Source organism: Bacillus sp. LBG-1-113, assembly GCF_020708615.1.
Taxonomy (GTDB): Bacteria; Bacillota; Bacilli; order Bacillales; family Bacillaceae; genus Bacillus; species Bacillus mojavensis.
The window spans coordinates 237,028-261,239 of record NZ_JAJFDG010000003.1 but is presented as its reverse complement, the minus strand read 5'-3'; the positions used below and the strand labels follow the sequence as shown (position 1 = coordinate 261,239).

The 24,212-nt window shown below is 47.4% G+C and carries 25 protein-coding genes; 7 read left to right on the top strand and 18 right to left on the bottom strand.

Features of this window, described 5'->3' with window-relative positions:
- Positions 1-4: 4 nt before the first annotated feature.
- The 4 genes from dltC (at position 5) to LJF29_RS10930 (ending at position 3,498) form a co-directional block, all read left to right on the top strand.
- Positions 5-241: a D-alanine--poly(phosphoribitol) ligase subunit DltC gene (dltC, locus tag LJF29_RS10945; protein ID WP_003227325.1), complete on the top strand. Its 237-nt coding sequence runs from the start codon at positions 5-7 to the stop codon at positions 239-241.
- Entirely contained in the window at positions 241-1,419 is a 1,179-nt protein-coding gene (gene dltD / locus LJF29_RS10940) for a D-alanyl-lipoteichoic acid biosynthesis protein DltD (protein ID WP_229148497.1), read from the top strand. Before dltC ends, dltD begins: the two co-directional genes overlap by 1 nt.
- An 88-nt stretch (positions 1,420-1,507) precedes the next feature.
- Entirely contained in the window at positions 1,508-2,266 is a 759-nt protein-coding gene (locus LJF29_RS10935) for an SDR family oxidoreductase (RefSeq protein WP_229148496.1), read from the top strand.
- Positions 2,267-2,406: 140 nt separating this feature from the next.
- Positions 2,407-3,498 carry a branched-chain amino acid aminotransferase gene (locus tag LJF29_RS10930; protein WP_010332392.1) on the top strand — a complete coding sequence of 364 codons (1,092 nt, stop codon included), beginning with the start codon at positions 2,407-2,409 and terminating at the stop codon, positions 3,496-3,498.
- Between the two features lie 30 nt (positions 3,499-3,528).
- Here LJF29_RS10930 and licH read toward each other — a convergent pair whose 3' ends face one another.
- From licH to LJF29_RS10895, 7 genes are all read right to left on the bottom strand, one after another.
- Complete coding sequence (licH, locus tag LJF29_RS10925) at positions 3,529-4,857, bottom strand: 6-phospho-beta-glucosidase LicH (RefSeq protein WP_229148494.1); 1,329 nt, start codon at positions 4,855-4,857, stop codon at positions 3,529-3,531.
- Complete coding sequence (gene licA, locus LJF29_RS10920) at positions 4,854-5,186, bottom strand: PTS lichenan transporter subunit IIA (protein ID WP_010332394.1); 333 nt, start codon at positions 5,184-5,186, stop codon at positions 4,854-4,856. The genes licH and licA overlap by 4 nt, the downstream gene beginning before the upstream one ends.
- Positions 5,187-5,203: 17 nt before the next feature.
- Positions 5,204-6,562 carry a PTS lichenan transporter subunit IIC gene (gene licC, locus LJF29_RS10915; RefSeq protein ID WP_229148488.1) on the bottom strand — a complete coding sequence of 453 codons (1,359 nt, stop codon included), beginning with the start codon at positions 6,560-6,562 and terminating at the stop codon, positions 5,204-5,206.
- Positions 6,563-6,577: 15 nt separating this feature from the next.
- Positions 6,578-6,886: a PTS lichenan transporter subunit IIB gene (licB, locus tag LJF29_RS10910; protein ID WP_010332396.1), complete on the bottom strand. Its 309-nt coding sequence runs from the start codon at positions 6,884-6,886 to the stop codon at positions 6,578-6,580.
- Positions 6,887-7,019: 133 nt separating this feature from the next.
- Positions 7,020-8,939 carry a transcriptional regulator LicR gene (licR, locus tag LJF29_RS10905; RefSeq protein ID WP_229148484.1) on the bottom strand — a complete coding sequence of 640 codons (1,920 nt, stop codon included), beginning with the start codon at positions 8,937-8,939 and terminating at the stop codon, positions 7,020-7,022.
- A 166-nt stretch (positions 8,940-9,105) separates the two neighbouring features.
- Complete coding sequence (locus tag LJF29_RS10900; RefSeq protein ID WP_128568460.1) at positions 9,106-9,222, bottom strand: hypothetical protein; 117 nt, start codon at positions 9,220-9,222, stop codon at positions 9,106-9,108.
- A gap of 71 nt (positions 9,223-9,293) precedes the next feature.
- Positions 9,294-9,884, bottom strand: coding sequence for a DNA-3-methyladenine glycosylase (locus LJF29_RS10895; RefSeq protein ID WP_010332399.1), 591 nt, complete (start codon positions 9,882-9,884; stop codon positions 9,294-9,296).
- Between the two features lie 127 nt (positions 9,885-10,011).
- Between LJF29_RS10895 and katX the strand changes: the two genes are divergently transcribed.
- Together katX and LJF29_RS10885 are read left to right on the top strand one after the other, a co-directional pair.
- Positions 10,012-11,655, top strand: coding sequence for a catalase KatX (katX, locus tag LJF29_RS10890; RefSeq protein ID WP_229148483.1), 1,644 nt, complete (start codon positions 10,012-10,014; stop codon positions 11,653-11,655).
- 99 nt (positions 11,656-11,754) lie between these two features.
- Positions 11,755-12,957 (top strand): MFS transporter, encoded by a 1,203-nt coding sequence (locus LJF29_RS10885; protein ID WP_229148481.1) that lies wholly within the window; start codon positions 11,755-11,757, stop codon positions 12,955-12,957.
- Here the strand turns inward: LJF29_RS10885 and LJF29_RS10880 are convergent.
- Genes LJF29_RS10880 through sigY form a run of 6 tightly spaced genes read right to left on the bottom strand, consistent with a single transcriptional unit; the run spans position 12,954 to position 15,858 of the window.
- Entirely contained in the window at positions 12,954-13,730 is a 777-nt protein-coding gene (locus LJF29_RS10880; protein ID WP_010332402.1) for an ABC transporter permease, read from the bottom strand. The two genes, LJF29_RS10885 and LJF29_RS10880, sit on opposite strands and share 4 nt — an antisense overlap.
- The gene (locus tag LJF29_RS10875; protein WP_229148480.1) at positions 13,727-14,614 is read right to left on the bottom strand and encodes an ABC transporter ATP-binding protein; all 888 of its coding nucleotides are present in this window, start codon (positions 14,612-14,614) and stop codon (positions 13,727-13,729) included. The genes LJF29_RS10880 and LJF29_RS10875 overlap by 4 nt, the downstream gene beginning before the upstream one ends.
- Before the next feature lie 6 nt (positions 14,615-14,620).
- Entirely contained in the window at positions 14,621-14,809 is a 189-nt protein-coding gene (yxlE, locus tag LJF29_RS10870) for a sigma Y negative regulator YxlE (RefSeq protein WP_024123344.1), read from the bottom strand.
- On the bottom strand, positions 14,809-15,012 hold the full coding sequence (yxlD, locus tag LJF29_RS10865) for a sigma Y negative regulator YxlD (RefSeq protein ID WP_229148478.1): 204 nt from the start codon (positions 15,010-15,012) through the stop codon (positions 14,809-14,811). Before yxlD ends, yxlE begins: the two co-directional genes overlap by 1 nt.
- Positions 15,012-15,329 (bottom strand): YxlC family protein, encoded by a 318-nt coding sequence (locus tag LJF29_RS10860; RefSeq protein ID WP_229148474.1) that lies wholly within the window; start codon positions 15,327-15,329, stop codon positions 15,012-15,014. The genes yxlD and LJF29_RS10860 overlap by 1 nt, the downstream gene beginning before the upstream one ends.
- Entirely contained in the window at positions 15,322-15,858 is a 537-nt protein-coding gene (gene sigY / locus LJF29_RS10855; RefSeq protein ID WP_229148472.1) for an RNA polymerase sigma factor SigY, read from the bottom strand. The genes LJF29_RS10860 and sigY overlap by 8 nt, the downstream gene beginning before the upstream one ends.
- Positions 15,859-16,072: 214 nt before the next feature.
- Between sigY and LJF29_RS10850 the strand changes: the two genes are divergently transcribed.
- Positions 16,073-17,446, top strand: a complete 1,374-nt coding sequence (locus tag LJF29_RS10850) for a purine-cytosine permease family protein (protein ID WP_127696338.1) — start codon at positions 16,073-16,075, stop codon at positions 17,444-17,446.
- A 12-nt stretch (positions 17,447-17,458) separates the two neighbouring features.
- Here LJF29_RS10850 and LJF29_RS10845 read toward each other — a convergent pair whose 3' ends face one another.
- The 5 genes from LJF29_RS10845 to cydA all read right to left on the bottom strand — a co-directional run bounded on the left by LJF29_RS10845 (position 17,459) and on the right by cydA (position 24,208).
- Positions 17,459-18,289: an NAD(P)H-hydrate dehydratase gene (locus tag LJF29_RS10845; RefSeq protein WP_229148471.1), complete on the bottom strand. Its 831-nt coding sequence runs from the start codon at positions 18,287-18,289 to the stop codon at positions 17,459-17,461.
- Positions 18,290-18,374: 85 nt separating this feature from the next.
- Positions 18,375-20,102: a thiol reductant ABC exporter subunit CydC gene (cydC, locus tag LJF29_RS10840; protein ID WP_229148469.1), complete on the bottom strand. Its 1,728-nt coding sequence runs from the start codon at positions 20,100-20,102 to the stop codon at positions 18,375-18,377.
- On the bottom strand, positions 20,099-21,802 hold the full coding sequence (gene cydD / locus LJF29_RS10835; RefSeq protein ID WP_229148468.1) for a thiol reductant ABC exporter subunit CydD: 1,704 nt from the start codon (positions 21,800-21,802) through the stop codon (positions 20,099-20,101). Before cydD ends, cydC begins: the two co-directional genes overlap by 4 nt.
- A complete protein-coding gene (gene cydB / locus LJF29_RS10830) occupies positions 21,802-22,818 on the bottom strand; it encodes a cytochrome d ubiquinol oxidase subunit II (RefSeq protein ID WP_229148466.1) in 1,017 nt (338 codons plus the stop codon). The genes cydD and cydB overlap by 1 nt, the downstream gene beginning before the upstream one ends.
- Entirely contained in the window at positions 22,802-24,208 is a 1,407-nt protein-coding gene (gene cydA / locus LJF29_RS10825; RefSeq protein ID WP_229148465.1) for a cytochrome ubiquinol oxidase subunit I, read from the bottom strand. Before cydA ends, cydB begins: the two co-directional genes overlap by 17 nt.
- Positions 24,209-24,212: the final 4 nt, after the last annotated feature.

The following is a 24,212-nucleotide window of genomic DNA, read 5'->3' as shown; positions in this document are numbered from 1 at the left end:
AACTATGGATTTTAAACAAGAGGTATTAGACGTTTTAGCAGAGGTTTGCCAGGATGACATCGTAAAGGAAAACCCTGATATTGAAATTTTTGAAGAAGGTTTGCTTGATTCTTTTGGAACAGTAGAATTGCTGCTTGCGATTGAAAACCGTTTTGATATTCTGGTGCCTATCACTGAATTCGACCGGGATGTATGGAATACGCCTAATAACATTGTAAACCAGCTGTCTGAGTTGAAATAATGAAAAAGCGTTTTTTCGGTCCAATTATTTTGGCGTTTATTCTATTCGCAGGCGCCATCGCAGTTCCATCTTCATGGCTGACTCGTTTTATTACCGATAAACGGGTTGAAGAGTCAGCAACAACCTTAAACCCGAGTATGTTTCAGGGGCTTTATTTACAAAATCAGATGCTCAATGATCCGAAGTATCTTCCGATTTACGGATCTTCTGAGCTTTCCCGGCTGGACGAGTTCCACCCATCTAATTATTTTCAAGTAAACAATGAGGGATTTACGCCTTACCTTGTCGGCAAAGGCGGGTCCCAGTCATTGATACATTCTTTAAACTTCGCTGCCCATATGGATCAGCTGAAGGGCAAAAAAATTGTTTTCATCGTTTCTCCGCAGTGGTTTATTAAGCGCGGGTCTGATGAACAGCATTTTGCGCCGAACTATTCCGCGCTTCAAGGGCTGGATCTGGCATTTAACGAGCAGATCGATCCTGACGTGAAAAAGAAAATGATGAAGCGCATGCTGCGCTTCAAAGCTGTTCAAAACGATGCTGTACTTTCCGAGCTTTATAAGGCGATGGTGAACGGCCAGACATGGAAAGTGAACGCGCTGAAGCCGGCGGCAAAAGTATATTACAAGATGCTCGAAAAGAAAGACCTTTATTATTCAGCGACGGAAACCACAGGACCAAAGCGTTATATCTCACAATCCGTGAAGGATAAGTCATGGTCGGAATTAAATAAACTGGCCGATGAATCAGGCAAACGCCACTCCGGGTCTAACGATTTTCACATCGACAATCCTGTTTATAAGAAGCTGAAGCCGAAAGTGCCTAAGCTGAAAGGGAAGAACAAAGGCAGATCGTATGCGAAGTCACCGGAATACGGCGATTTTGAGCTGATGCTTCATATCCTGAAAGACGCGGGCGCAGAGCCTATGTTTGTCACCATCCCTGTTAACGGAAAATGGTATGACTACACAGGCTTCCCGAAAAAAGGTCGCACTGACTATTATGAAAAGGTCAATAAACAGATTAAAGCGAAGGGCTTCCAAGTCGCTGATTTTTCAGGTCATGAATATGACCCTTATTTTATGAAAGATACCATCCACATCGGCTGGAAAGGCTGGGTGTATGTGGATAAGGCAATTGATGAATTCTATAAAACCGGAAAGGTTACTTCATCGTGAGCATCTATTAGGACACGGCTGCATATTTCCTGCTAAGATTTGAAATAGTAAAGGAATCACAGCCAGCTTGATAAGAGGTGTTACATCAATGAAGATGACAGGCAATACGGTTTTGATCACAGGCGGTTCAGCAGGCATCGGGCTTGAACTGGCCAAACGGCTGCTTGAGCTCGGGAATGAAGTGATCATTTGCGGACGCAGCGAAACGCGTCTTGCAGAAACGAAAAAACAGCTCCCAGCCCTCCATACAAAACAATGCGATGTCGCTGACCGCACGGAGCGTGAGGCATTGTTTGAATGGGCCCAGAAGGAATTTCCAAAGCTGAACGTTCTCGTTAACAATGCGGGCATTCAAAAGGAAATCGACTTTAAAAAAGGGACTGAGGAGCTTTTTGTGGACGGGGATGAGATTGAGCTGAATTTCCAAGCGCCCGTCCATTTATCAGCTCTTTTTACGCCCCACTTGATGAATCAGCCGGAAGCAGCAATTGTTCAGGTAACATCCGGGCTCGCGTTTAACCCGTTAGCTGTTTATCCGGTGTACTGTGCAACAAAAGCGGCGCTCCACTCCTTCTCACTCACGCTCAGACACCAGCTTCGCGATACAAGCGTTGAAGTGATTGAGATGGCGCCCCCTATGGTTGACACGGGATTAAATCAAAAATCACGCGATAAGCAAGGTCTGACGTACCGCGGCATTACACCTGAAGAATATGTTCAATATTTCTTAGACGGCTTAAAAGAAGGCAAACAAGAGATTACAAATGAACGTGTCGAAGGTCTGCGGAATGCAGTCCGTGCCGATTACGACAGAGTATTTGAACAAATGAATGCGCAGGAGAATTAAATTCTCCTGTTTTTTCTTATAAATTTTTTACAAATTTGAGCAAACCTATTGCGATTATTTGGTGAAGGTATACAATAGAATATAAAATATTTTCAAATAAGTTTGATAATATAAACAATTTAACAACAGGGAGATTGACCATGACTAAACAAACGATTCGAGTTGAATTAACATCAGCAAAAAAACCAAAACCAGATCCAAATCAGCTTTCTTTCGGAAGAGTGTTTACAGACCACATGTTTGTAATGGACTATGCATCTGATAAAGGCTGGTACGATCCGAGAATCATTCCTTATCAACCCGTTTCAATGGACCCGGCCGCAATGGTTTATCACTATGGCCAAACGGTGTTTGAGGGCTTGAAGGCTTATGTCACAGAGGATGACCATGTTCTGCTTTTCAGACCGGAAAAGAACATGGAGCGCCTGAACAAATCAAATGACCGTATCTGTATTCCGCAAATTGATGAAGAACAGGTTCTTGAAGGTTTAAAACAGCTGATCGCTATTGATAAAGACTGGATTCCGAATGCGGAGGGCACGTCCCTTTACATCCGTCCATTCATTATCGCAACCGAACCTTTCCTTGGTGTCGCGGCATCTCATACGTATAAGCTTCTTATCATCCTTTCTCCGGTCGGCTCATATTACAAAGAAGGCATTAAGCCTGTCAAAATTGCTGTGGAAAGTGAATTCGTCCGTGCGGTAAAAGGCGGAACGGGAGATGCGAAAACCGCAGGAAACTACGCGTCAAGCTTAAAAGCGCAGCAGGTAGCAGAAGAGAAAGGATTTTCTCAGGTTCTCTGGCTGGACGGCATTGAGAAAAAATACATCGAAGAAGTCGGCAGCATGAACATTTTCTTTAAAATCAACGGTGAAATTGTGACACCGATGCTGAACGGCAGCATTCTGGAAGGCATCACGCGCAATTCCGTCATTACCTTGCTTAAGCATTGGGGGCTTCCGGTATCAGAACGAAGAATCGCCATTGATGAAGTCATCCAAGCCCATAAAGACGGTGTTCTTGAAGAAGCCTTCGGAACGGGTACAGCAGCTGTTATTTCTCCAGTCGGCGAGCTGATCTGGAATGACGAAACACTGATGATCAATAACGGAGAAACAGGGGAAATCTCCAAAAAGCTGTATGACACGATTACAGGCATTCAGAAGGGTACAGTTCCTGATGAATTTGGATGGACGACTGAAGTCGCAGCGCTCACTGAAAGCAAATAAACAAAAAACGGCCCGAAACGGGCCGTTTTTTTATGCTTCAATTTTGTTAAAGAACTGCGGCAGATGGGTTTTATGCGCCTCCAGCATTTCATCTAAGATCTGTTTGGCCACTGTGTCGGATGGTACGAGAGGATTAATCGTCATGGCGAGCAACGCTGTTTCGTAGTCGCCTGTGACAGCCGCTTCTGCCGCAACACGCTCAAATGATTTGATTTGCTGGACAAGGCCGCGGACAGATACTGGCAGGTCGCCTACGGCGATTGGCTTAGGGCCATTTTTCGTCATCACGCAGTTCACTTCAACAGCGGAATCATCTGGAATGCTTGCAATCGCACCATTATTGATCGTGTTCACCGGCTGAATGTCGTGTTTATCATTGTAAATGGAGCTGATGAGATTACACGCTGCGTCACTGTAGTATGCCCCTCCGCGTTTCTCAAGCTGCGGCGGCTTGATCGCCAAATTTGGATCTTTATAAAGCTCGAACAGCTCTTGCTCTACCTTTTGCACCACTTCAGCACGGGTGCCTTCCGTTTGTGATGCTTCAAGCTCATGCTCGAACATTTCTTTTGTTTTGAAATAGTAGCGGTGGTAGCCGCAAGGGATCATGTTGAGTGCCTTTAAGAATGCTGGCTCCCACTCAGCGCCGGAGATGTTTTTCATTGTCATCGCGTTTTCCGGATCACCCATCGCTTCAATGACTTGATCCTTGACGCTGACGCCATCTAAAAAGACGTCCATTCCGAACACCATATGATTCAATCCGGCAAATTGAACCTCTACCCGGTCAACCTCTACATCGAGCGCTTTCGCTACGCCCATTTTCATGCCGATTGGAACATTGCAGAGACCAACAACTTTCTTCAGGTTGGAGTAGCGAAGCAAGGCTTCCGTCACCATACCTGCAGGGTTTGTAAAATTAACGAGCCATGCATTCGGACAAAGCTCCTCGATGTCCTTGGCAATCTCTAGGATGACCGGGATGGTGCGCAATCCTTTAAAGAGTCCACCCGGGCCGTTTGTTTCCTGGCCGATGACGCCGTATTTTAATGGAATGCGCTCATCCTTGGCTCTCGCCTGCAGCAACCCGACCCGAAATTGAGTCGTCACAAAGTCTGCATCTTTCAGCGCTTCCCTTCTGTCCAAAGTGAGGTGAATGTCAATCGGGACACCAGCTTTTTCAACCATCCGCTTGGCGAGCGTGCCGACAATGTTCAGCTTTTCCTCGCCTTCAGGAATATCAACGAGCCATAATTCACGTACGGGCAGCTCTTCGTACCGTTTGATTAAACCTTCCACGAGCTCCGGTGTGTAGCTTGAACCTCCGCCAATCGTTACAATTTTCAATCCTTTTGTCATATGCTTGCTCCCCCTTGCACGGTGATTTTTTCATATAGCTCAATGAATTCAGCCGCCAAATCCTTGACTGTCATGGCATTCATTAAATGATCCTGCGCGTGGACCATCAGCAGTGTCATTTCTGTTTTTTCTCCGCCTGCTTCACTTTGGATCAGTTCTGTCTGATAATGATGGGCTTTTGACAATTCATCCGCAGCGTCTTGAAGCTTATTCCGCGCCTCTTCGCTGTCGCCTTTTTTCGCGGCGGCGATCGCTTCCATTGCGGAGCTCCTTCCGTTTCCTCCGTGAAGTATGATTTGAAAAATAATTTGCTCCATTTTCTCATTCACGCGATTCACTCCTTTCTTTACAAAGCTGCCTCTTTGTCGCCTGAAACAGCAGGCGTTTGAACGAGCTCTAATTCGTTTTCTTCTTTCAGCTTCTGTTTATCCCACATTCTGAAGAACGGGTAGTAGACAACAAAGGAAACGGTGATATTAATGGCTTGCATGACCGCGCCTGATATTTTGCCTCCTGTCGCCAAATAGCCTGAAAAGATCGGCGGCATGGTCCAAGGGACTGCGATACCAGCCGGTTTGGCGACAAGTCCGGTGCTCATTCCGATGTATGTGAGTGTCAGTGTGATGAGCGGCGTGACGATAAACGGAATTAAGAGCATCGGGTTCATGACGATCGGCATTCCAAAAATAATTGGTTCGTTAATATTGAAGACCGCCGGGCCGATCGCAAGCTTTCCGAGCTGCTTCATTTGTTTGCTTCGGGCGCGAAGGAACATCGTGACAACCAGTGCAAGAGTGGCACCGCTTCCGCCGATATTAATCCAGATATCAAAAAATTGCTGGGTAAAAATCTTAGGCAGTTCCTCACCGGCTTGGAAGGCGATCCGGTTGGCATCCATGGCGCCGTACCAAATCGGTGCCATGACGCCGCCGACAATGTTGGCGCCATGAAGACCGCAGGCCCATAAAAGCATTTTGACGGCTTCTGCGATAAGGCTTCCCCCGAGGCTTCCGCCAAGTATGGAGAGCGGCGTTCCCAGTAAAACGCTTACAACATTATGAAGGCTTTCAAACGGCGTCGCTTCCACAATCAGTCGGGCTCCCCAAATCAGGAAGATGACTGCAAAGCCGGGGATTAAAGCAACAAATGACTTGCTGACCGCTGGCGGAACGCCATCCGGCATTTTAAAAACCATATTGCGTTGAATAATGAGACGGTAAATCTCTGTTGACACCATTGCGATAATCATGGCGACAAACAGGCCTTTACTTCCCATCAGCGATAGCGGAATACCGCCGCTGACCATCATCTCTTTTGTCGAGCCATCCGGTGTAAACGGCACTTGATACGGTGTCGCTAAGAGGAAAGCCGCAAGAGAAATGGCACCTGCCGACAAGGCATCAACCCCGTATTTCTCCGCCAGCCTGTAGGCAATGCCGAATGCGGCGACAAGCCCCATAATTTCAAAGGTGGCGTCAACCGGGTAAGCGAGCTTCTCTGACCAAGCGCTTCCAAACGTTCTTGCCATAAAATCGGCATATCCGGGAATCGGGAGGTTGCCGATGATGAGGAAAAAGGAGCCGATGATAATAAGCGGCATTGTTAAAATGATACCGTCACGGAGCGCCTGCAAATGACGCTGTCCCGCAATTCTACCTGCTATAGGCATGACCTTCTCTTCTAACAACTGATTGACTTTATTCACATAGCCCGCCCCTCTCTATGACGCGTTTCCAAGCTGTTCAGCCGATTTCAGCACTTCCGCTCCGTTGCACGTCCCATAATGGACTGTGTTAATGACGTCTACCGGAACACCCTTTGATTCACCTAGTTTTTTCAGCTGAGGAAGCAAGTAACGGACTTGCGGGCCGAGGAGCAATACATCCGCTTTATCGATATGATTTTGTACAGAATCACCTGATACTGCCCAAATGGTATAGTCTTTTCCTTGTTCCTGCGCGCTTTTTTCCATCTTGCTGACGAGTAAGCTTGTTGACATGCCTGCTGCACAAACGAGTAATATATTCATGTAAGAGACCCCCTAAGAGTTTGATAGAATTTGTATGTCCTGCTGTTGATAACATCATATTATGAAATCGCTTTCATAAACACTCAAGGTTTTTCCGCAGGAAACGGAAAAAAGGTATATCCAGGCTGTCAGTTTATCGTTTTTTGTCAAACACATCGGAGAGCTCTTGGTATGTGCGGCTTTTTAAAAGCTGGCTTACCGCGGCCGGGTCATCCAAAATGCTGCCGAGCAGTTTATACATGCTTTGCAAATCCGCCTTGTTTTCCTTTTCGACACAAAGCAGGCAGACAAATTGAACCCGTTTATTCTCCCAGTCTATCGGTTTTTTGAGCGTGCAGACGGCCCAAAATGTCGTTTGCGTCTGCGGGACGAGCGGGTGCGGAATGGCCACGAGGTTGCCGAAGCACGTTGGCGACATCTCTTCTCTTTCAAATATAGAATCTATGATTTCCTTATTCGCATAGCCGCCTTCCACTGCTTTCTGACCTAAAAATTGAATCACTTCTTCTTTTGAACGCAGATCCTTCTGGAAAAAAACGAGATCTTTTTTGAGATAGCTGATCGCTTTTTCTTTCTCATCATTGAGGATGGATTCTATTTTTGCAAAATCGGTTCCGCCTAAGATGGTGTTTACCTTCAGTACAGGCACAGGGAGTTCTTTTTTGATCGGAATGGTGCTGACGACAAAATCAATCGATTCATAAGACATCTGGTCAAGACTGTAATATTCAGCCGTGCCGAGAATATCAATCCGCTTGCCGAAATGGGAGCGAAGTTTTTCCCTCAGAAGCTGGGCGCTTCCCGCACCTGATGCACAAACGATGATGCAGCGCTTCGGCGGACTTTCTGTTTTCTTCCGTTCAATTGCGGCGCCGAAGTGCAGAGCTAAATAACCGACTTCATTTTCATGGATATCAATGCCCGTTTTCTCTTTTATGACGATTCCGGCGATGATTCCAGCCTCAAAGGCGAGAGGATAATTTTCTTTGATCGCTGACAGCATCGGATTTCTCAAATTCATACCATACCGGTTGCGGGTGACCGCGGGTTTTACATGCAGTGCCAAGCCGATTTTCAGCTCTTGATCATGCAGGATGCCGAGCTTTAATTCTCGATCGACCGCTTCGATCATGGCGGCAGTCAGCCGATCTGTTTCTTCATCAATTGAAAATTCGCCGTCCCCGCACTGCGACTGTGTCATTCGTTTCGTGCCGAGAAGATGCATGGCGATATAAGCTGTTTCTTTTTCCGGAAACGTGACGTCAAGGGCTGATTCCAGTTCTTTCACAATGGCTTCTGCAGTTTGGTATTCTTTTTGATGCAGAATGTGTTTCATATCTTCCGGGAAAAGAGACACATAGTGTTCCGTTCTGATCCGCTTACAGGCGATGGCGATGTGAATGATGAGGTTATTCAATCCAAGGTTAGACAGAGGAATCCGGTCGTTTTTGACCTTTTTCATAATAATAGAATGGATGATATCGATTTGTTCCTTCGGCAATATATCAGCCTTTTCATTCAGTAAATCGATCTCTGTTTCTCTTTCATCGACAATGTACTCCGCCATACAATACCTCATCTGCACCTCATCTCCGCGCAGCTTGAAGCCGTAATTCGGGCGTGTTTCCATGACAATGCGGTAAGGGAGCAGCCGTTTCTTCACTTCCTTTAAATCGGTTTGAAGTGTAGATTTTGAGATAAATAGTTCGTCAGCCAGCTCATCCAGCTTGAGATAATGATCCGCCAGCAGCAGCCGTTTCATGAGATATGTAATCCTCTCCTCGGGAATTACCGGCAGTCCCTTTTTCTGATGAAACTCGTCTTGCAGCAGCATTCTAAAGGTCTGGTCGTCATGAATGCGCAGCTTGTATCCCGAGCCTCTTACCGATTGAACCAAAGCGCCATGGGCGCTTATCACATCTTGGAGTTCCTTTATATCATTGCGGACCGTCCGCGTCGTCACATGTAAATGTGCGGCAAATACCGAGCTTGTCACCGGAGCTTCTGCCGCCATCAATAAGCGCAGAATTTCACGAAGTCGCCCATGCAGCATGAGAAAAACCTCCTATCATGATAGATGCAGGAATTACATAAGTAGGCAGAAAGGATGTGGTGAAGGGAAAGCGAAATGTATATAAATTCTATAATGGGGAGAAATGCAAGTCAATGAACATCGGGAGGACAAGAGGGAAAACAGACCCATAAAAAAACAGCCGGAATCAGCCGGCTGTTCGGGATGCGGACATGTTCTTTTGTTTAGACGCCTTGCGGTCCTTCATGATTTTTCGAACAATCGGGTAAATGACCGGCGCCCATTTGATAACGGTTTTGACCATTTTTTTCAAGACTCCGATTCTCCCTTCTTTTTTTCTCAACTATTCCCCAGATTCCCCTTTGCTTAAACATGCTAACGCGATACGTACCTGTTTCCCGTCACCCAGAAACGCCACGGATAATCGCGCGCCTCTCCGCTGTTGTCAATGCCGATCCGCGGGCCGGTTGATATTTCTTCCGGTGTGTACCCACTTTCAATGTAAAGCGGCTGTTCCGTGATCCAGCGTCCGTAGTCATTCATCGTGACGCCAAGCGCTTTCGTCAACTTTCCAGGACCATTTGTCCATTCCCTCGGACGCCGGCCCGGCCTTCTTTCCTCCATTAACAGCTGGCCTTCCTGAGGCTCAATCGCCCTGATTAATACCGCTTGCGGAACATCCTCTTCGGCGGCAACGACGTTCAGCAATGTATGGGTGTGCATCACATACGTATACACACGGCCAGCTTCAGCAAACATAATCTCAGTCCGTTTCGTCCGGCGGTTGTTAAAGCTGTGGGCTGCTCTGTCCCCGGCTCCCATATAGGCCTCTGTTTCCACGATATAACCTGAAGCTGTCCCTTCATCCGTTTCTTTTACCAAAAGACAGCCGAGAAGAGAGGGAGCCAGTTCTAGGGCCGTTTTTTGATAAAACGTGATGGGCAGCGGATTTCTTTTTCTGGTCACGGATGTCGTACTCTCCTTTTTTCGTTTTGGTAATTGTACCATTCCCGAAGCAGCTAAAAAAAAACTTCAGTTTTAAAATTCTTCCATCAAGGGAATATTGTTACTGTTCAAAAAGGAGGATCAATCAATGAAAGATGATCATCAAAAAGAGTATCTCGGCACAAATGTCGAAGGCAGTGAGGACTCGCTTTCTCATAAGACATCCGGGAAAAACGAGTCAGAGGATACCTTAACGAACAGACAGGGGCATCCCGTCACTGACAACCAGAATGTGAGAACGGTCGGGAACAGGGGACCAACAACGCTGGAGAATTACGATTTTCTTGAAAAGATCAGCCACTTTGACCGGGAACGCATCCCTGAACGTGTTGTGCATGCCAGGGGCGCGGGCGCACACGGTTATTTTGAAGCCTACGGAAGTTTTGGAGACGAGCCGATTTCAAAGTACACGCGAGCGAAGCTCTTCCAGGAAAAAGGCAAGAAAACGCCGGCATTTGTCCGTTTTTCTACGGTCAATCACGGAAAACATTCACCTGAAACCTTACGGGACCCCCGCGGTTTTGCCGTTAAGCTTTATACCGAAGACGGAAACTGGGATTTGGTCGGGAACAACCTGAAAATCTTTTTTATTCGAGATCCGCTGAAGTTCCCGGACCTTGTACACGCGTTTCAGCCTGACCCGGTGACCAATATCCAAGATGGTGAACGTATTTTCGACTTCATTTCTCAATCTCCTGAAGCGACACATATGATCACATTCTTGTTTTCGCCTTGGGGCATTCCTGCCAACTACCGGCAAATGCAGGGTTCAGGCGTTCACGCCTACAAATGGGTGAATGAGGAAGGCAAGGCCGTTCTTGTAAAATACCATTTTGAACCGAAACAGGGCATCCGCAACCTGACACAGAAGGAAGCGGAAGAGATTCAGGGGAAAAACTTCAACCACGCGACACAGGATTTGTATGAAGCGATTGAAAACGGCGATTATCCGGAGTGGGAGGTTTATGCCCAAATCATGAGTGATGACGAGCATCCGGAGCTCGACTTTGATCCGCTTGATCCGACTAAGCTGTGGTATAAGAATGATTTCCCGTGGAAGCCGATCGGCAAATTAGTGTTAAACAAAAACCCTGAGAATTACCATTCTGAAGTAGAACAGGCTTCATTCGGTACAGGGGTCCTTGTCGACGGCCTTGATTTTTCTGATGACAAATTGCTTCAAGGCCGGACGTTTGCCTATTCCGATACGCAGCGATACAGAGTTGGCGCAAACTACCTGCAGTTGCCAATCAACTCACCGAAAAAACACGTCGCGACCAACCAGCAGGGGGGTCAAATGCAATACCGCGTGGATATCGGCGAAGGTCAAAATCCGCACGTCAACTATGAACCGTCTATTATGGGCGGACTAAAGGAAGCAAACCAGCAGGCAAAAGACCATACCCCGCATGTCGCAGGCGACCTGAAGCGGGAAGCGATTGACAGAACGAACAATTTCGGACAAGCCGGTGAAACGTACCGGAGATTTACTGAGTTTGAGCGTACTGAACTCATCACAAATCTGGTCAATACGCTTTCAACCTGCAGAAAAGAAATACAGGAGCAAATGATTGAGAATTTCACAAAAGCCGATCCGGACTACGGAAAACGCGTGGCGGAAGGGCTGAAAAAGGCTTCAGAAAATAACAGCAACGGACCGGTTGGCACGACAGAAACGGCTCAAGCCGTCGAGCAGGCCGAACAGGAAAGCCATCCGTCTGATCCGTATTAACACCAAGAACAGGACTTTTTTGAAGTCCTGTTTTTTCATTTCTCTATTGAAACGTTTCCACAAATTGTGTTGTACTGGAAGGAAAGAGGTGGTGAGAGCATGGAAATTCAGCAGCCGCTGATTCCTCAGCAAAAAACAATCGGCACTTTAGATCACGCCGTTTTCTTATGCATGGTATTTTGTTTTTGGTTTTCGGGCTATATTTACGTTCCTGTTTTCAGCCTGTATTTGGAGGATCTGCACTTTTCATACGGAGCGATCGGCATGATTCTCGGAAGCTACGGGGTGACCCAAATCCTGCTGCGGTTCCCGCTTGGGGTTCTGTCAGAAATTCTTTTTTCTCTGCGTAAGCCATTGTTAATTGCCGGCTTTGGATGTTCCATTCTCAGCAGCGTGCTTTTTCTTGCGTTTGATTCTTTTTTCTTCGTCCTGACCGCCCGGCTTCTCGCGGGGTTAACAGCATCCATGTGGGTGATGGCAACGATTCTATACGCTCATTATTTCAAAGATGGCAGTGCGTCAAAAGCAATGGGCATTATGCAGTTTTTCACCGTCATGCCTCAGTTTGTCAGCATTGTGTTCTGCGGGCTTGCAGCAGCGCATTTAGGCAGGCAGGTTCCGTTTTGGATGGCACTGGCTGCCTCGTGCATCGGCCTTGTGATATGCTGCTTTATTAAAGATCCGTCCGTTTCTCCTGGGCAACGTAAGGCTCTCCGTATAACGCAATACATCAAAGAAACATTGCGGCTGCCAAAGCTGAAGCTTTTCACGATTCTATCTATGACAGCTCATGCCGTGCTATTTATGACGGTGTTTGGTTTTACGCCGCTTTATACAAATCAGCTCGGAATGGGAGACATCGAACTGCTTTGGGTGATGAGCGCCTTTTTTCTCCCTCATGCAGCGGCTACCCTGAGCTTTTTGTTTTTGCGTTTTACCGGAAGAGTCGCCTATGGCACCATGCTGATCTGTTTTGCTGTCATTGGAGTCTGTTTGATGTTCGTCCCTTTTTCAGTTTCATTGTCCACGGTTTGCATGACCCATGCTTTCATCGGTCTGGCGCTTGGCTTTGTGTTTCCCCTATTGTTAAGCCGGGTCGTCGATATCAGCTCAGCTCGTTTAAAAATGTCAGCCATGGGATTTTATCAATCGTTTTATGCGCTGGGCATCTTTATCGGCCCCCTTCTCGCCGGAAAAATCGCACAGGTTTTCGGTTTGGCAGAGGTATTTTATGGAGCGGGATTGATGGCATTTTCCGCTTTGTTGATGATGCTGGCCACAAAGCGAAAAATGATCGGTTAATAGCTTTCATACTGCCGGAAGCGCCACACAGAAAAAATGGCCAGAAGCATGATGCACAGAATGGAGAATGTGAGCGACCACCCGAAAAAGTCCGCCCGCTCTCCATGAAGCAGAATATGCTCCGCCTGCTTGCAAAGCTCAGCCGGCAGCCATTTCGCACCATCAGGAAAAAGCGAGACAGCAAAGGAAACGGCAGCAGTCAGCCCAATTCCGGCTGCCGCGGCTGCTCCGAGAGACCGAAACATCACGCTTCCGGCTAGCCCTGCAGTAACAATAAACATCATCCAAAGAGAGTAGAGGCCGAGGCTTGCTGCAAAGCGGCTGAATGATGCGTGTTCAAACAAGATCCGGACGTAATAATAAGCAAGTCCGTACCCAGCTGCAAACGAGGCGATTCCGATCATGCTTTGGGTGATCCATTTGTTCAATATATACTGGGCTGCCGTCACAGGCCGTGACATGATCAGCGCCGTTACACCTTGATTTCTTTCATTCGCCACACTGCCCATGACACTGAAGATGATCAGCGCCATGCCAAGCGTGTTGAATTGGGAAAGCGTGCTCACCATCACCTCAGATCCGGAAGGCATGGTAAAACTGATTTTCATACCGTCTGGAAGGCTCCCCCCATGCGCAATGATTTCCGGCATGTAATAAATGGTCAGCGGCTGCGTCAGCCCCACGATCATCATCGCGATGGGCAGCCAGATCAGCTTGCCGCTTCTCCAGCCTTCCAGCCATTCCTTTTGTAATAGCGTCATCATGACATTCATGCGTGCACCACCTTAAGATAGACGTCTTCGAGAGACTCGGTTTTTTGTTCAAAACAGGTGATTGTCAATCCCATTTGGATACAATCACTCAGCAATGTCCTGCCAGAGCCTGTATCGCTCAGCTCAAAAACAGCTTGAGACGGATTCTTATAGACAACATGGGATATATAAGGCCTCTCTTCAAGCCACCCCTTCAGTTTCTCTTTTACAGTAAGAGTGAAAACATTCGTTTGATGCTGTTCTTTAAGCTGCTGTAAAGCGCCTTTCCATGAAATCTCACCATTTTGCATGATCACGACTTGATCACACACCTGCTCCGCATCGTGCAAAACGTGAGTAGAAAACAAAACAGCCATATGTTTTTTCAGCTCCCGCATCATATCCAGCACCTCGATACGCCCAGAAGGGTCCAGGGCAGATACCGGTTCATCCAAAATCAAAAGCTTCGGTTTATGAAGCAGAGCCTGAGCCAGGCCGAGCCTTTGTTTCATGCCGCCAGAATAACCGCCGATTTTTTTGTTTGCCGCGTCCTGCAAACCGACAAACTCCAGCATTTCGCCTATTTTCTCAAGGCTTTTTTTCTTTGAAAGGCCAGACAGTCTCCCGGCAAAGGTTAAAAATTCATTAGCCGTCATCCAGGAATAAAAAGCCGGGTACTGCGGAAGATAGCCGATCATACTGCGATCTGCCTTTTGCTCCCCGTACAGCTTGATCGTCCCGGAGGTAGGTGACAGCAGTCCGGACAGCATTTGAAGCGTTGTGGTTTTACCAGCCCCATTCGGTCCTAATAGAGCGACACACTCGTTCTCCTTGACTTGAAAACTGACATCCCGTACAGCTTGATGATGCCGATATGATTTGCATAATGACTCAATAGATAGCATGCTCGCTCACCTTTGCTTTCTGCCGACGGTAAAAAATAAAATCGGCCCAATAATATTGATGCATATAATCACTGCTGCCCACATCCATTTCGGCCCGTTTGTCCGCTCTTCTTTCACACAGCTGATCAGGGCAAACACTGCCAGCACGGCCTGTAACACAATCAGCGGCACAATCATTTCCCAAGAAATATTCATTAGCTGATCCTCCTATTTTTTCGGTCCGGCCTTATCACAAAAAAGTAATAGCAAATCAGAGGCATCGGCGCTTGAATCAGTCCGACAAATCCCCACACCCATGCCAGACGATCCCTTTTTTTCGCATCAATGAATAAAAAGATGCCCTGTGCCAATACAATCAGATAAGCAAACACCACAATCGTCAAATCTGTTTGGGACATCAGCGCTTCACCTCACGTTCGCCAAGGTATCGTTTTTTCTCAGCCGCAATTAAAATCGGCAGGACAGCCAGCGCACAGACCTGAAGCACGACAAAAGCAGCGGGAACTTGAGTAAATGCCAGAATCGCCGCGCTTACCACCATCAGTGCACAGAACACAAATAAGATAACTTCTTTCAGCACGCTTTTTCTTCGTTCGGCTTTCATTTGTGACAGCTGATCAAGCAATTCTTTTTGACTCGGTATATTCGGGTTGGCGCATTGGTCAATTTTCTGCAATTCCGATTTTAAATGAACAGATCGCTTTTCTTTATTCATCGGTCCACTCCTTTCTGATTTGCTGGAGCCCTTTATGGACTCTGGACTTTACCGTGCCTTCTTTGATATGCAGCATCACCCCGATATCCGCATAGGTATAGCCGTAATAGTGCCTTAATAAAACGGGCGTGCGCAGCTTCGGGTCAAGCTGAGAAAAGAGATCAAGCGTCTCGCTCCACTCGGAGCCTTTCATTGACACGTCCCATTTGATCTTGCGTATCGTTTCCTCTGTAACAGCCTGATTTCGTTTCCATTCTCTCTTTCTCTTTTTCTGGTGATCAAGGTAGAGTCTTGACGCAATAGAGATCAGCCAAGTGGAGAATTTGGATCGGCCTTGAAAACTCCCCAGATGGACGTACCCTTTCAGAAAGGTTTCCTGAACCAGATCCTCGCTGATGTCAGGGTGAAGGGAAAGCTTTAACAAGTATTTGTATAGAAAAGAATAATAATGCTGAAAAAGAGCTGTAAACGCCTCGTCGCTTCCCTCTTTCGCCTGCTGAATCAATTGCTTTTCTTCATTTGTATCCAATGCACGCGATCCCCCCTTTTTTTGTTATCTTGCCTTATGAGACGACACCGGATTCCAAAGCGTTCAATTTTTTTTTATAATTCTTTTGATCTATTGACTTCACTGGCTTCTCATTGGTTTTTGTGAGCATCAAAATTTGTAAAGCGAAGTACAGTCTGTTAAGCTATGTTTTTATGTCTATATCAAAATTTCATTATATATGGAGGACGATGCATTGAAAGTAGAAAGGCGAACGATTGAATATATTCCAAATGAAGAAAGACATGGTAAAGCGAAAGATTTATTTCCCGTATGGTTCGGGGCCAATATGCATATCACCACGTTAGTAACCGGTACTCTTCCCGTTGCAATGGGACTTAATCTGTTTTGGAGTGTTGCCGCTATTATTTGCGGAACCTTAATTGGTGCCATATTTATGGCTTCTCATTCCGCGCAAGGACCTCAGCTCGGCATCCCGCAAATGATTCAAAGCCGTGCCCAATTCGGCGTAATCGGAGCGATTCTTCCCCTCTTCTTAGTCATGTTTATCTACCTTGGTTTCTTCGCAAGCAGTACGATTCTGGCGGCCGGGACCTTAAGCAGCTTTGTTCCCATCCCGGGATCATGGAGCATTATAGGCTTAAGCGCCGCATGTTTTTTACTCACCATTTTCGGTCATGATTTGATTCATAAAATGCAAAAAATCCTTTCTTGGACCTCTTTTGCCGTATTTTTTGCTGCAACGATACTCATTTTCCAATTACCGATTCCGGCAGGCAGCTGGGTGCCCGGAACGGTCGACTTGCCCGTTTTCTTGGTGGCGGTCAGCGCCGTAGCGACTTGGCAGCTTGCCTATGCGCCTTATGTCGCCGATTATTCCAGATATCTGCCCATTAAAACACCGGCGTCCAAAACGTTTTGGTACAGCTACGCAGGAACATCTGTCAGCTCCATCTGGATGATGCTGCTCGGCGCGCTGCTGACCACAGCACTTCCTGATTTTACGACAAACTCAGGGACCCAGATTGTGCAATTGTTCGGCCCCTTCTCGTTCATTATGCTGATCATTGTTTTATTTGGCCAGATGGCGATTAATGTCTTTAACTTGTATGGAGCCTTTATGTCCACGACGACTACGCTTGAGCCGTTTCTGAAATTAAAAGTCACACCGAAAATCAGAATCATCATGATTCTTGGCGTCACAATCGTCGGAACAGTCCTAAGCCTTCTCGGGCAAAGCAATTTTATGGAGCTGTTTTTGAATTTTATCTTTTTTATCAGTTATTTCTTAATTCCATGGACGGCGATCAATTTAGTGGATTACTACTTCGTCCGCCATGGGAACTATGAGGTCAAAGCGATGTTTGATGTCAACGGGCCATATGGAAGAGTCAATTGGATCACAACGATTGCTTTCATTCTATCCATCTTGTTAGAAATTCCGTTTATCAATACATCCTTTTACATCGGGCCATTGGCAAAAATGTTTGGCGGCGGGGATATCGCATGGATTATCGGCTTAGCCGTGCCTTCTGTTCTATATTATGTACTCATGAAACCGCGCCTGAAAAAACGAGCGGCTTATCAAGAAAAGCTGTCTTCCCTATGAAGACAGCTTTTTTCATTCAAATCGTTTCCACACACGAGGCAACATGTCAGAGAGCTCGTGGGCGAGCAGCGTATGAGCAGAGTGTTCGTCAGTCCAAAGCTCGGCGCATGCACCGTGCAAGTATACGGCATTTAATACGGCATGTTTCGGGTCTTTGTGGCAGCAAAGCATGCCCAATATCATTCCTGTCAGCGTGTCGCCGGTTCCTCCTTTGGCGAGTGCCCCGTTTCCGGTCGGATTGCTCCAGCAGTCGCCATCGGGAAACGCGATGATGGTTTGATTTCCTTTTAACACGATCACCGTTTGCAGCTGAACCGCCCACTCCTTGGCATATTCCGCTCTTTTGTTTTGTAAGTCTTTCACCGGAACCCCTGTCATTCGGGAAAACTCACCTGGGTGCGGCGTGAGGATGACGGGTGCCTCCCGTTTCGGATACGTGCGCTTTGTCAGCGCTCCGGCATCCAAAATAACAGGGCAGTCCTTCTCAAGTACATGATCAACGGCCTGCTGCACTCTCTCTGTTTGTGGAAGCCCCGAACCGATCGCAATTGCCCGGTACGTCTCTTCAAGCCGAGAGCCCGCCGCTTTTTCCCAGCCGTCACGCCAATACGTGGCCTCCGGCAGAACCGGAACGATCAGCGGGATCACGCTTTCAGACGTGCCGATGACAAGCTTGCCGAGACCGCTCCGCATGGCACCAAGCCCGGCCAAAAGCGCAGCGCCCGGCATGTCATCGCTTCCCGCCAGCAGCAAAGCCGTACCGTACGTGCCTTTATGGCTCTCTGCATCTCTTTCAGGGAGCGCAGCCCTCACATGCTCTTCCGTCCAAATCGGAACATTCATATCCATACCTCCTCTTATTATCTCTTCTTATTTTTCCTGCACTTCTTCCTTTTCAAACAAAAAAGACAGCCCCAAAGGCTGTCTTCTATTTTACAGGAACGTCGAGGTGATAAAGACGGCGATATCGTTCGTTCGTCGCCAGCAGTTCCTCGTGCGTTCCTTCCATTTCTGTTTTTCCGTTTTCCAGAAAGACGATTTTATCGGCTGCTTCCACACCCGCCAAGTGATGCGTAATCCAAAGAATCGTTTTACCTTTCAGCACCTCAAACACGGTTTCCATCAGTTCGCGTTCCGTGATAGGGTCTAAGCCTACTGTAGGCTCATCAAGTATAATGATCGGCGTATCCTGCAGCAAAATCCGGGCGAGCGCGATCCGCTGCCGCTCTCCTCCTGAAAAACGGATTCCGGTTTCCTGAACTGAAGTATGATACCCGTCAGGCAGCGACTCAATGTAATCATGCAGCTTCACCTGCTTTGCGGCGCGGCGCACATCCTCGTCGCTCGCCTTCCCGTTTCCAAGCCTGATGTTATTCAAAATGCTTGTATCAAACAAGTGAGGCTTTTGATTTAACACAGCCACCGCATCAGCAATCTGGTCCTTTAAAAACGCCGTTTCCACTCCGTTTAACGTTACCGAGCCTGAGTCAGGTTTCAAGGCACCCTCAATTAATGCGAGTGACGTTGATTTTCCTGATCCGCTTCGGCCGAGCAGCGCCATTTTTTCTCCTTGGCGCAGCGTAAAGGAAAAATGGTTCAGTACTTGGCTGCTGTTGTCATAAGAAAACGTCACATCTCGAAACGCCAAGGTGACATCTTTGAGATCAAGCCTGTCAGCCGCAGACTCTGTTTGTGAAGACTCAGGCTGAGGAGCCACCTTGTTCATTCTTCTGATAGAATCCTGATAACCCGGCACTTCGCCCAACGCATCAGAAAGCGGCAGAAAAGCTTCTGTCAGCGGAAACACAACAAGCACAAAGGCTGCAATCATTGTTCTGGCGAGTTCGCCATTTGCATGCTGCCCCGCCGTCCAAAACAGCATCAACAAAATGAGGCCGGCGACAAGGCATTGCGCGGCGAAATCCCGCCATCTAGTAAAACGATGTTTTTTTCGTTCCAGCTCAAACCACGTATTTTCTTCTTTTTCATAGGAATCAATAAAAGCATGCCGGCGTCCGCTGAACATCCAGTCGCTGACACCCATCACGGCATCTGTGAGACGGCTGTACAGCACATTCCGCCCGCTTTTCAGCTTGGCATTCTTCGCCCGCGTCACAAGCAAAGACACGACCGGAAACAGCACAACCAGAACAAACAGATACACCGCCAGCAAAATGGCAAACGGCCAGGAGAAAAAACCAAGCGCAATCACTGAAACAGCATACAAAAGCAAGGCTGAGATGGCAGGGAAAATGGTTTTCAAGAAGGCATCCTGCAAATGCTCAATATCCTCAGATAAAATGCCGAGCATATCTCCCGTGCGAAAACGGGATCGCAGCATCAAAGCGCCCGGCTCAAGCATGTTGTAAAGGCGGACGCGCATGTCGGACACGATTTTCAAAATGATGTGATGGCCGATCAGGCGCTCCACATAGCGTGACACAGAACGGGCAATCCCAAAGGTTCGAACGGCGACAATCGGGACATAAATGAGCAGGATGTTCTCCGGTCTTGTCGCCGCTTTTGAAATTAAAAACCCCGACGTAAACATGAGAAAAGCAGCGGAAAAAATCGTCACCGCGCCCAAAAAGACAACAAGAACAAACAGACGGGCATTTTGCTTGATATACGGCAGAATCCATTCTTCTTTCTTCATGCTCTTTCCCCCAGTTGTGCCTTCACGAGTTTGGTGTACACACCGTTTTTCGCCAGCAATTCATCATGAGTCCCGATTTCTGCAACCCTGCCTCCGTCCAGCACGATCATTTCATCCATATCAAGCATCCAATGGAGGCGGTGTGTCGCGAGAAAGACAAGCTTATCATCAAATAAATTCAGCATCGTTTCTTTTATTTCATATTCTGTTTCGATATCCAGATGGGCGGTCGGCTCATCCAGCAGCAGAATCGGCCGGTTTCCCAAAAAGGCGCGGGCCAGCGCGACACGCTGAGCCTGACCGCCGCTGAGCGTCCGGCCGCCTTCTCCGATCCGTCCCTCCAACCCTTCATGAAGGGTGTTTACAAACTCCTTCAATCCCGCTGAGGCAGCAGCGCGGGCTGTATCTTCAGCAGAAGCGCTTGGGTGATAAAAGCGGATATTGTTCGCCAGCGTATCATCAAAAATATAAGGATGCTGCGGAATATAGAGAAGGTTTTTCTGCCAGTTCCCGTCCTGCAGGTGCGAACGGCTTGAACCGTTCACATTAATAACACCGCCATCCGGCTCCAAAAACCCGCCGAGGATATCAATTAATGTTGATTTACCGGCACCGCTTGCACCAATAATGCCGATTTTTTTCTTGCCTTTGAATGACAAATCAATATCAGACACCGACCGGCCAACTGACACGCCTGACAGCTTCAGCTCATCTTGATCGGACCACATCCCAAGCTGAAGAGGCGCCTCTTCTTTAAAGCCAGGCTGCGACAAAATCTCTTGAATGGTTTTCCCTGCCTCCTGCCCGTTTAGCGTTGCATGATAATCGTTCCCCACTTCCCGCACCGGCAGAAAATACTCAGGTGCCAGGATAAGCGCCGTTAATGCAGGGCCAAGCAAAATATCGCCGTCAATCAAACGCAGTCCCAAAAACACAGCAACTGTCGCCACAGACAGCATCGTGAAAAAGTCGAGAGCAAATGAAGATAAAAACGCCACCCGCAGTGTACTCATTGTCGCTTTGCGATACCGCTCACTGACGTGGAAAATGTTTTTGCTATGCGATTTGCTCAATCCTAAAAAACGCAATGTCTCCAATCCGCGAAGAGAATCAACGAAATGGTTGGACAATGTCTGGTATGATTTCCACTGGCGATCCGCTTTTCGCTGTGCGACAAGGCCAAGAAGAATCATAAATATAATCAGAATCGGCAGGGCCGCGACTAAAATAATCGCCGACGTCCGATCCTGAAAAAACACGTAGATGACAACCGCAGCAGGCACAATCGCCATGCTGACCATTTTCGGCAAAAACAGTTCAAGATAGCGGCGGAACTGGCTGATGCCTTCCATCGCCAGGGTCACCATTTGCCCCGTCCCCTCTTTCTTTGTAAAGCGGGGGCCTAAACGGAACAGCTGATCGAGAAAGCTTTTTCTCAAATCAGCTCCCGTCTGGGCGGCATAATGATAGACGAGTTTCTGACGCGCCACTGTAACCCCGTGCCGCGCGACAAAAGCGATGAGGAAAAAGCCGATCACCGGAAACAGGGAGGCAATGCTCTTCCCGTTGAACAGTCCGGTTACAGCTTCACTCAGCCACTCTGCCTGCATGATAATAGCGGCTGTCTGAATAAGCGTTAAGCAAGTAATCACGGTGAGAATCCGCTTCATTCCTTTATATCGAAACAGGTCTTTTCCCATTAATAAGTCATAGGCTCCTTATGACTGACGCGCTTCCGGAAGACATAATAGCTCCAGATCTGACTGCCGATGACAAACGGCAATAGCGTTAATGCTGCAATTGACATGACTTTAAGCGAATAATCACCGGAAGAAGCGTTAGCTACTGTTAAATCGAACGCGCTTTGAATCGAGCTGACCATCACCCGAGGGAATAACGAAATGAAAATCATTCCTATGGTCAGAGCAAGTCCCGCGCCTGTCATCGCAAATGTCCAGCCGTCTTTACTCTTACGGATGAATAAAGCTGCAAGCATAAAGCAGATGACAATCAAAACAACAAGCGGTATTGTACTCTCGCCGCGGCGTGTAAACATGTCTGTCTCATAAGCAGAAAGAGCCGCGAAAGCAAGCACTGCCACAAAAACAATACCCATTATCTTTTGCGCCATTTGTCGGGCGCGCTGCTGCAAATCACCAATCGTACGCAGCGTGATGAACATTAATCCATGCAGGAAGCAGAGAAGTGTTACGGTCACGCCGCCAAGTACAGAATATACATTTATATAATCAGAGAAATGCGCGTGAATGTTCATATCGGCATCAATCGGCATACCGCGGAATAATGTCGTAAATAACACACCAAGCACAAACGGAGGAATCAGACTGCCGAAGAAAACCACCCAGTCCCAAACCTTTACCCATTTTAAATGATCAACCTTGCCGCGGAATTCAAACGCGACCCCGCGGCCCATTAATGCAAGCAGCACAATGACAAACGGAATGTAATAACCGCTCAGCATCGTTGCATACCAGTTTGGAAACGCCGCGAAGATAGCACCCGCACCAGTCAAAAGCCATACTTCATTCGCGTCCCAGAACGGCCCGATCGTGTTGATCAGCACTCTGCGCTCTAATTCATTATGGCCAAGAAAACGGGTCGCCATGCCGACCCCGAAATCAAAGCCTTCCAAAAAGAAGAAACCGATAAACAATACAGCAACGAGTATAAACCAAAGATCATGAAGAGATGCCATGGTATACCTCCTGACTAAAAGGATCTGTTGAAACAGGAACATCATGATGATCATCATGCTCCGCGCCTTTTTTAATTTCACGGATGAACAAGAATACGAGCAATGCGCCCAAAATCATATACATCACACCGAATGCGATGATTGAGAATAACAGGGAGCCCGCCGTTACGTTAGGCGACACGGATTGAGCCGTTGTCATCAAACCCATGACCGTCCAAGGCTGACGCCCGATTTCTGTCATAATCCAGCCAGCGGAGTTCGCAATAAACGGGAAGGAAATCAATGCGATCATGATGCGCAAATACCATTTGCTGTTTTCCAGCTTTTTGCGGCGGTTCAGCCAAAGGCCGCCTAACGCAGCAAGAATCATGACAACACCTGCTCCAACCATAATACGGAAGCTCCAGAACGTCGTTTTGACAGGCGGAATATAGTCGCCTTTTCCATACACTTTTTCGTACTCTGCCTGAAGTGTTTTCATTCCCTTGACACTGCCGCTGAATTTTTGGTAAGCCAGGTAGCTCAATGCGTATGGAACTTTGATTTCATTTGAGCTCTTTTCATTTTTCGTATCAATTGTGGCAAAGGCCGTCCAAGCAGCAGGGTCGCCGCTGTCTTCCCAAAGCCCTTCACTGGCAGCCATTTTCATTGGCTGTGATTCCATCAAGTGTTCAGCCTGCATGTGTCCGCTTAAGGAGACGCCAAGGCCTGCACAAAGACCCACAATCATTGCGAGTTTGAAAGATTGTTTAAAGAATGGCACTTCTTTTTTCTTTAATAGTTTAAAAGCACTGACACCCGCGATAAAGAAGGCCCCGGTGGCAAGCGCACCGAAAATGACGTGCGGGAATTCAACCCATAGCTGCGGATTTGTCAACAGCGCGCCAAAGTCATTCATTTCCGCGCGGCCGTTTTTGATCGTAAAGCCGACCGGCTCCTGCATAAAGGAGTTCGCTGTTAAAATCCAGAAGGACGACATAATCGTTCCGAATGACACGAGCCAAATGCAGAGCGCGTGAATTTTTTTAGGGAGGCGGTCCCAGCCGAAAATCCACAATCCGATAAAAATCGATTCCATGAAAAACGCCAATAATGCTTCAATCGCAAGCGGTGCGCCAAATACATCTCCGACAAAACGGGAATAATCAGACCAGTTCAGTCCAAACTGGAATTCTTGCAAAATCCCCGTAACAACACCGACTGCGAAATTTATTAAGAACAAGTGTCCCCAAAACTTCGCCATTTTGAGGTACAGCTCATTTTTCTTCACAAGATAAAGAGTCTCCATCAATGCAACCATAAACACAAGCCCGATTGACATTGGCACAAACAAGAAATGAAACAACGTTGTTGATGCAAATTGAATGCGGGCTAATACTAATTCACTCATGCTT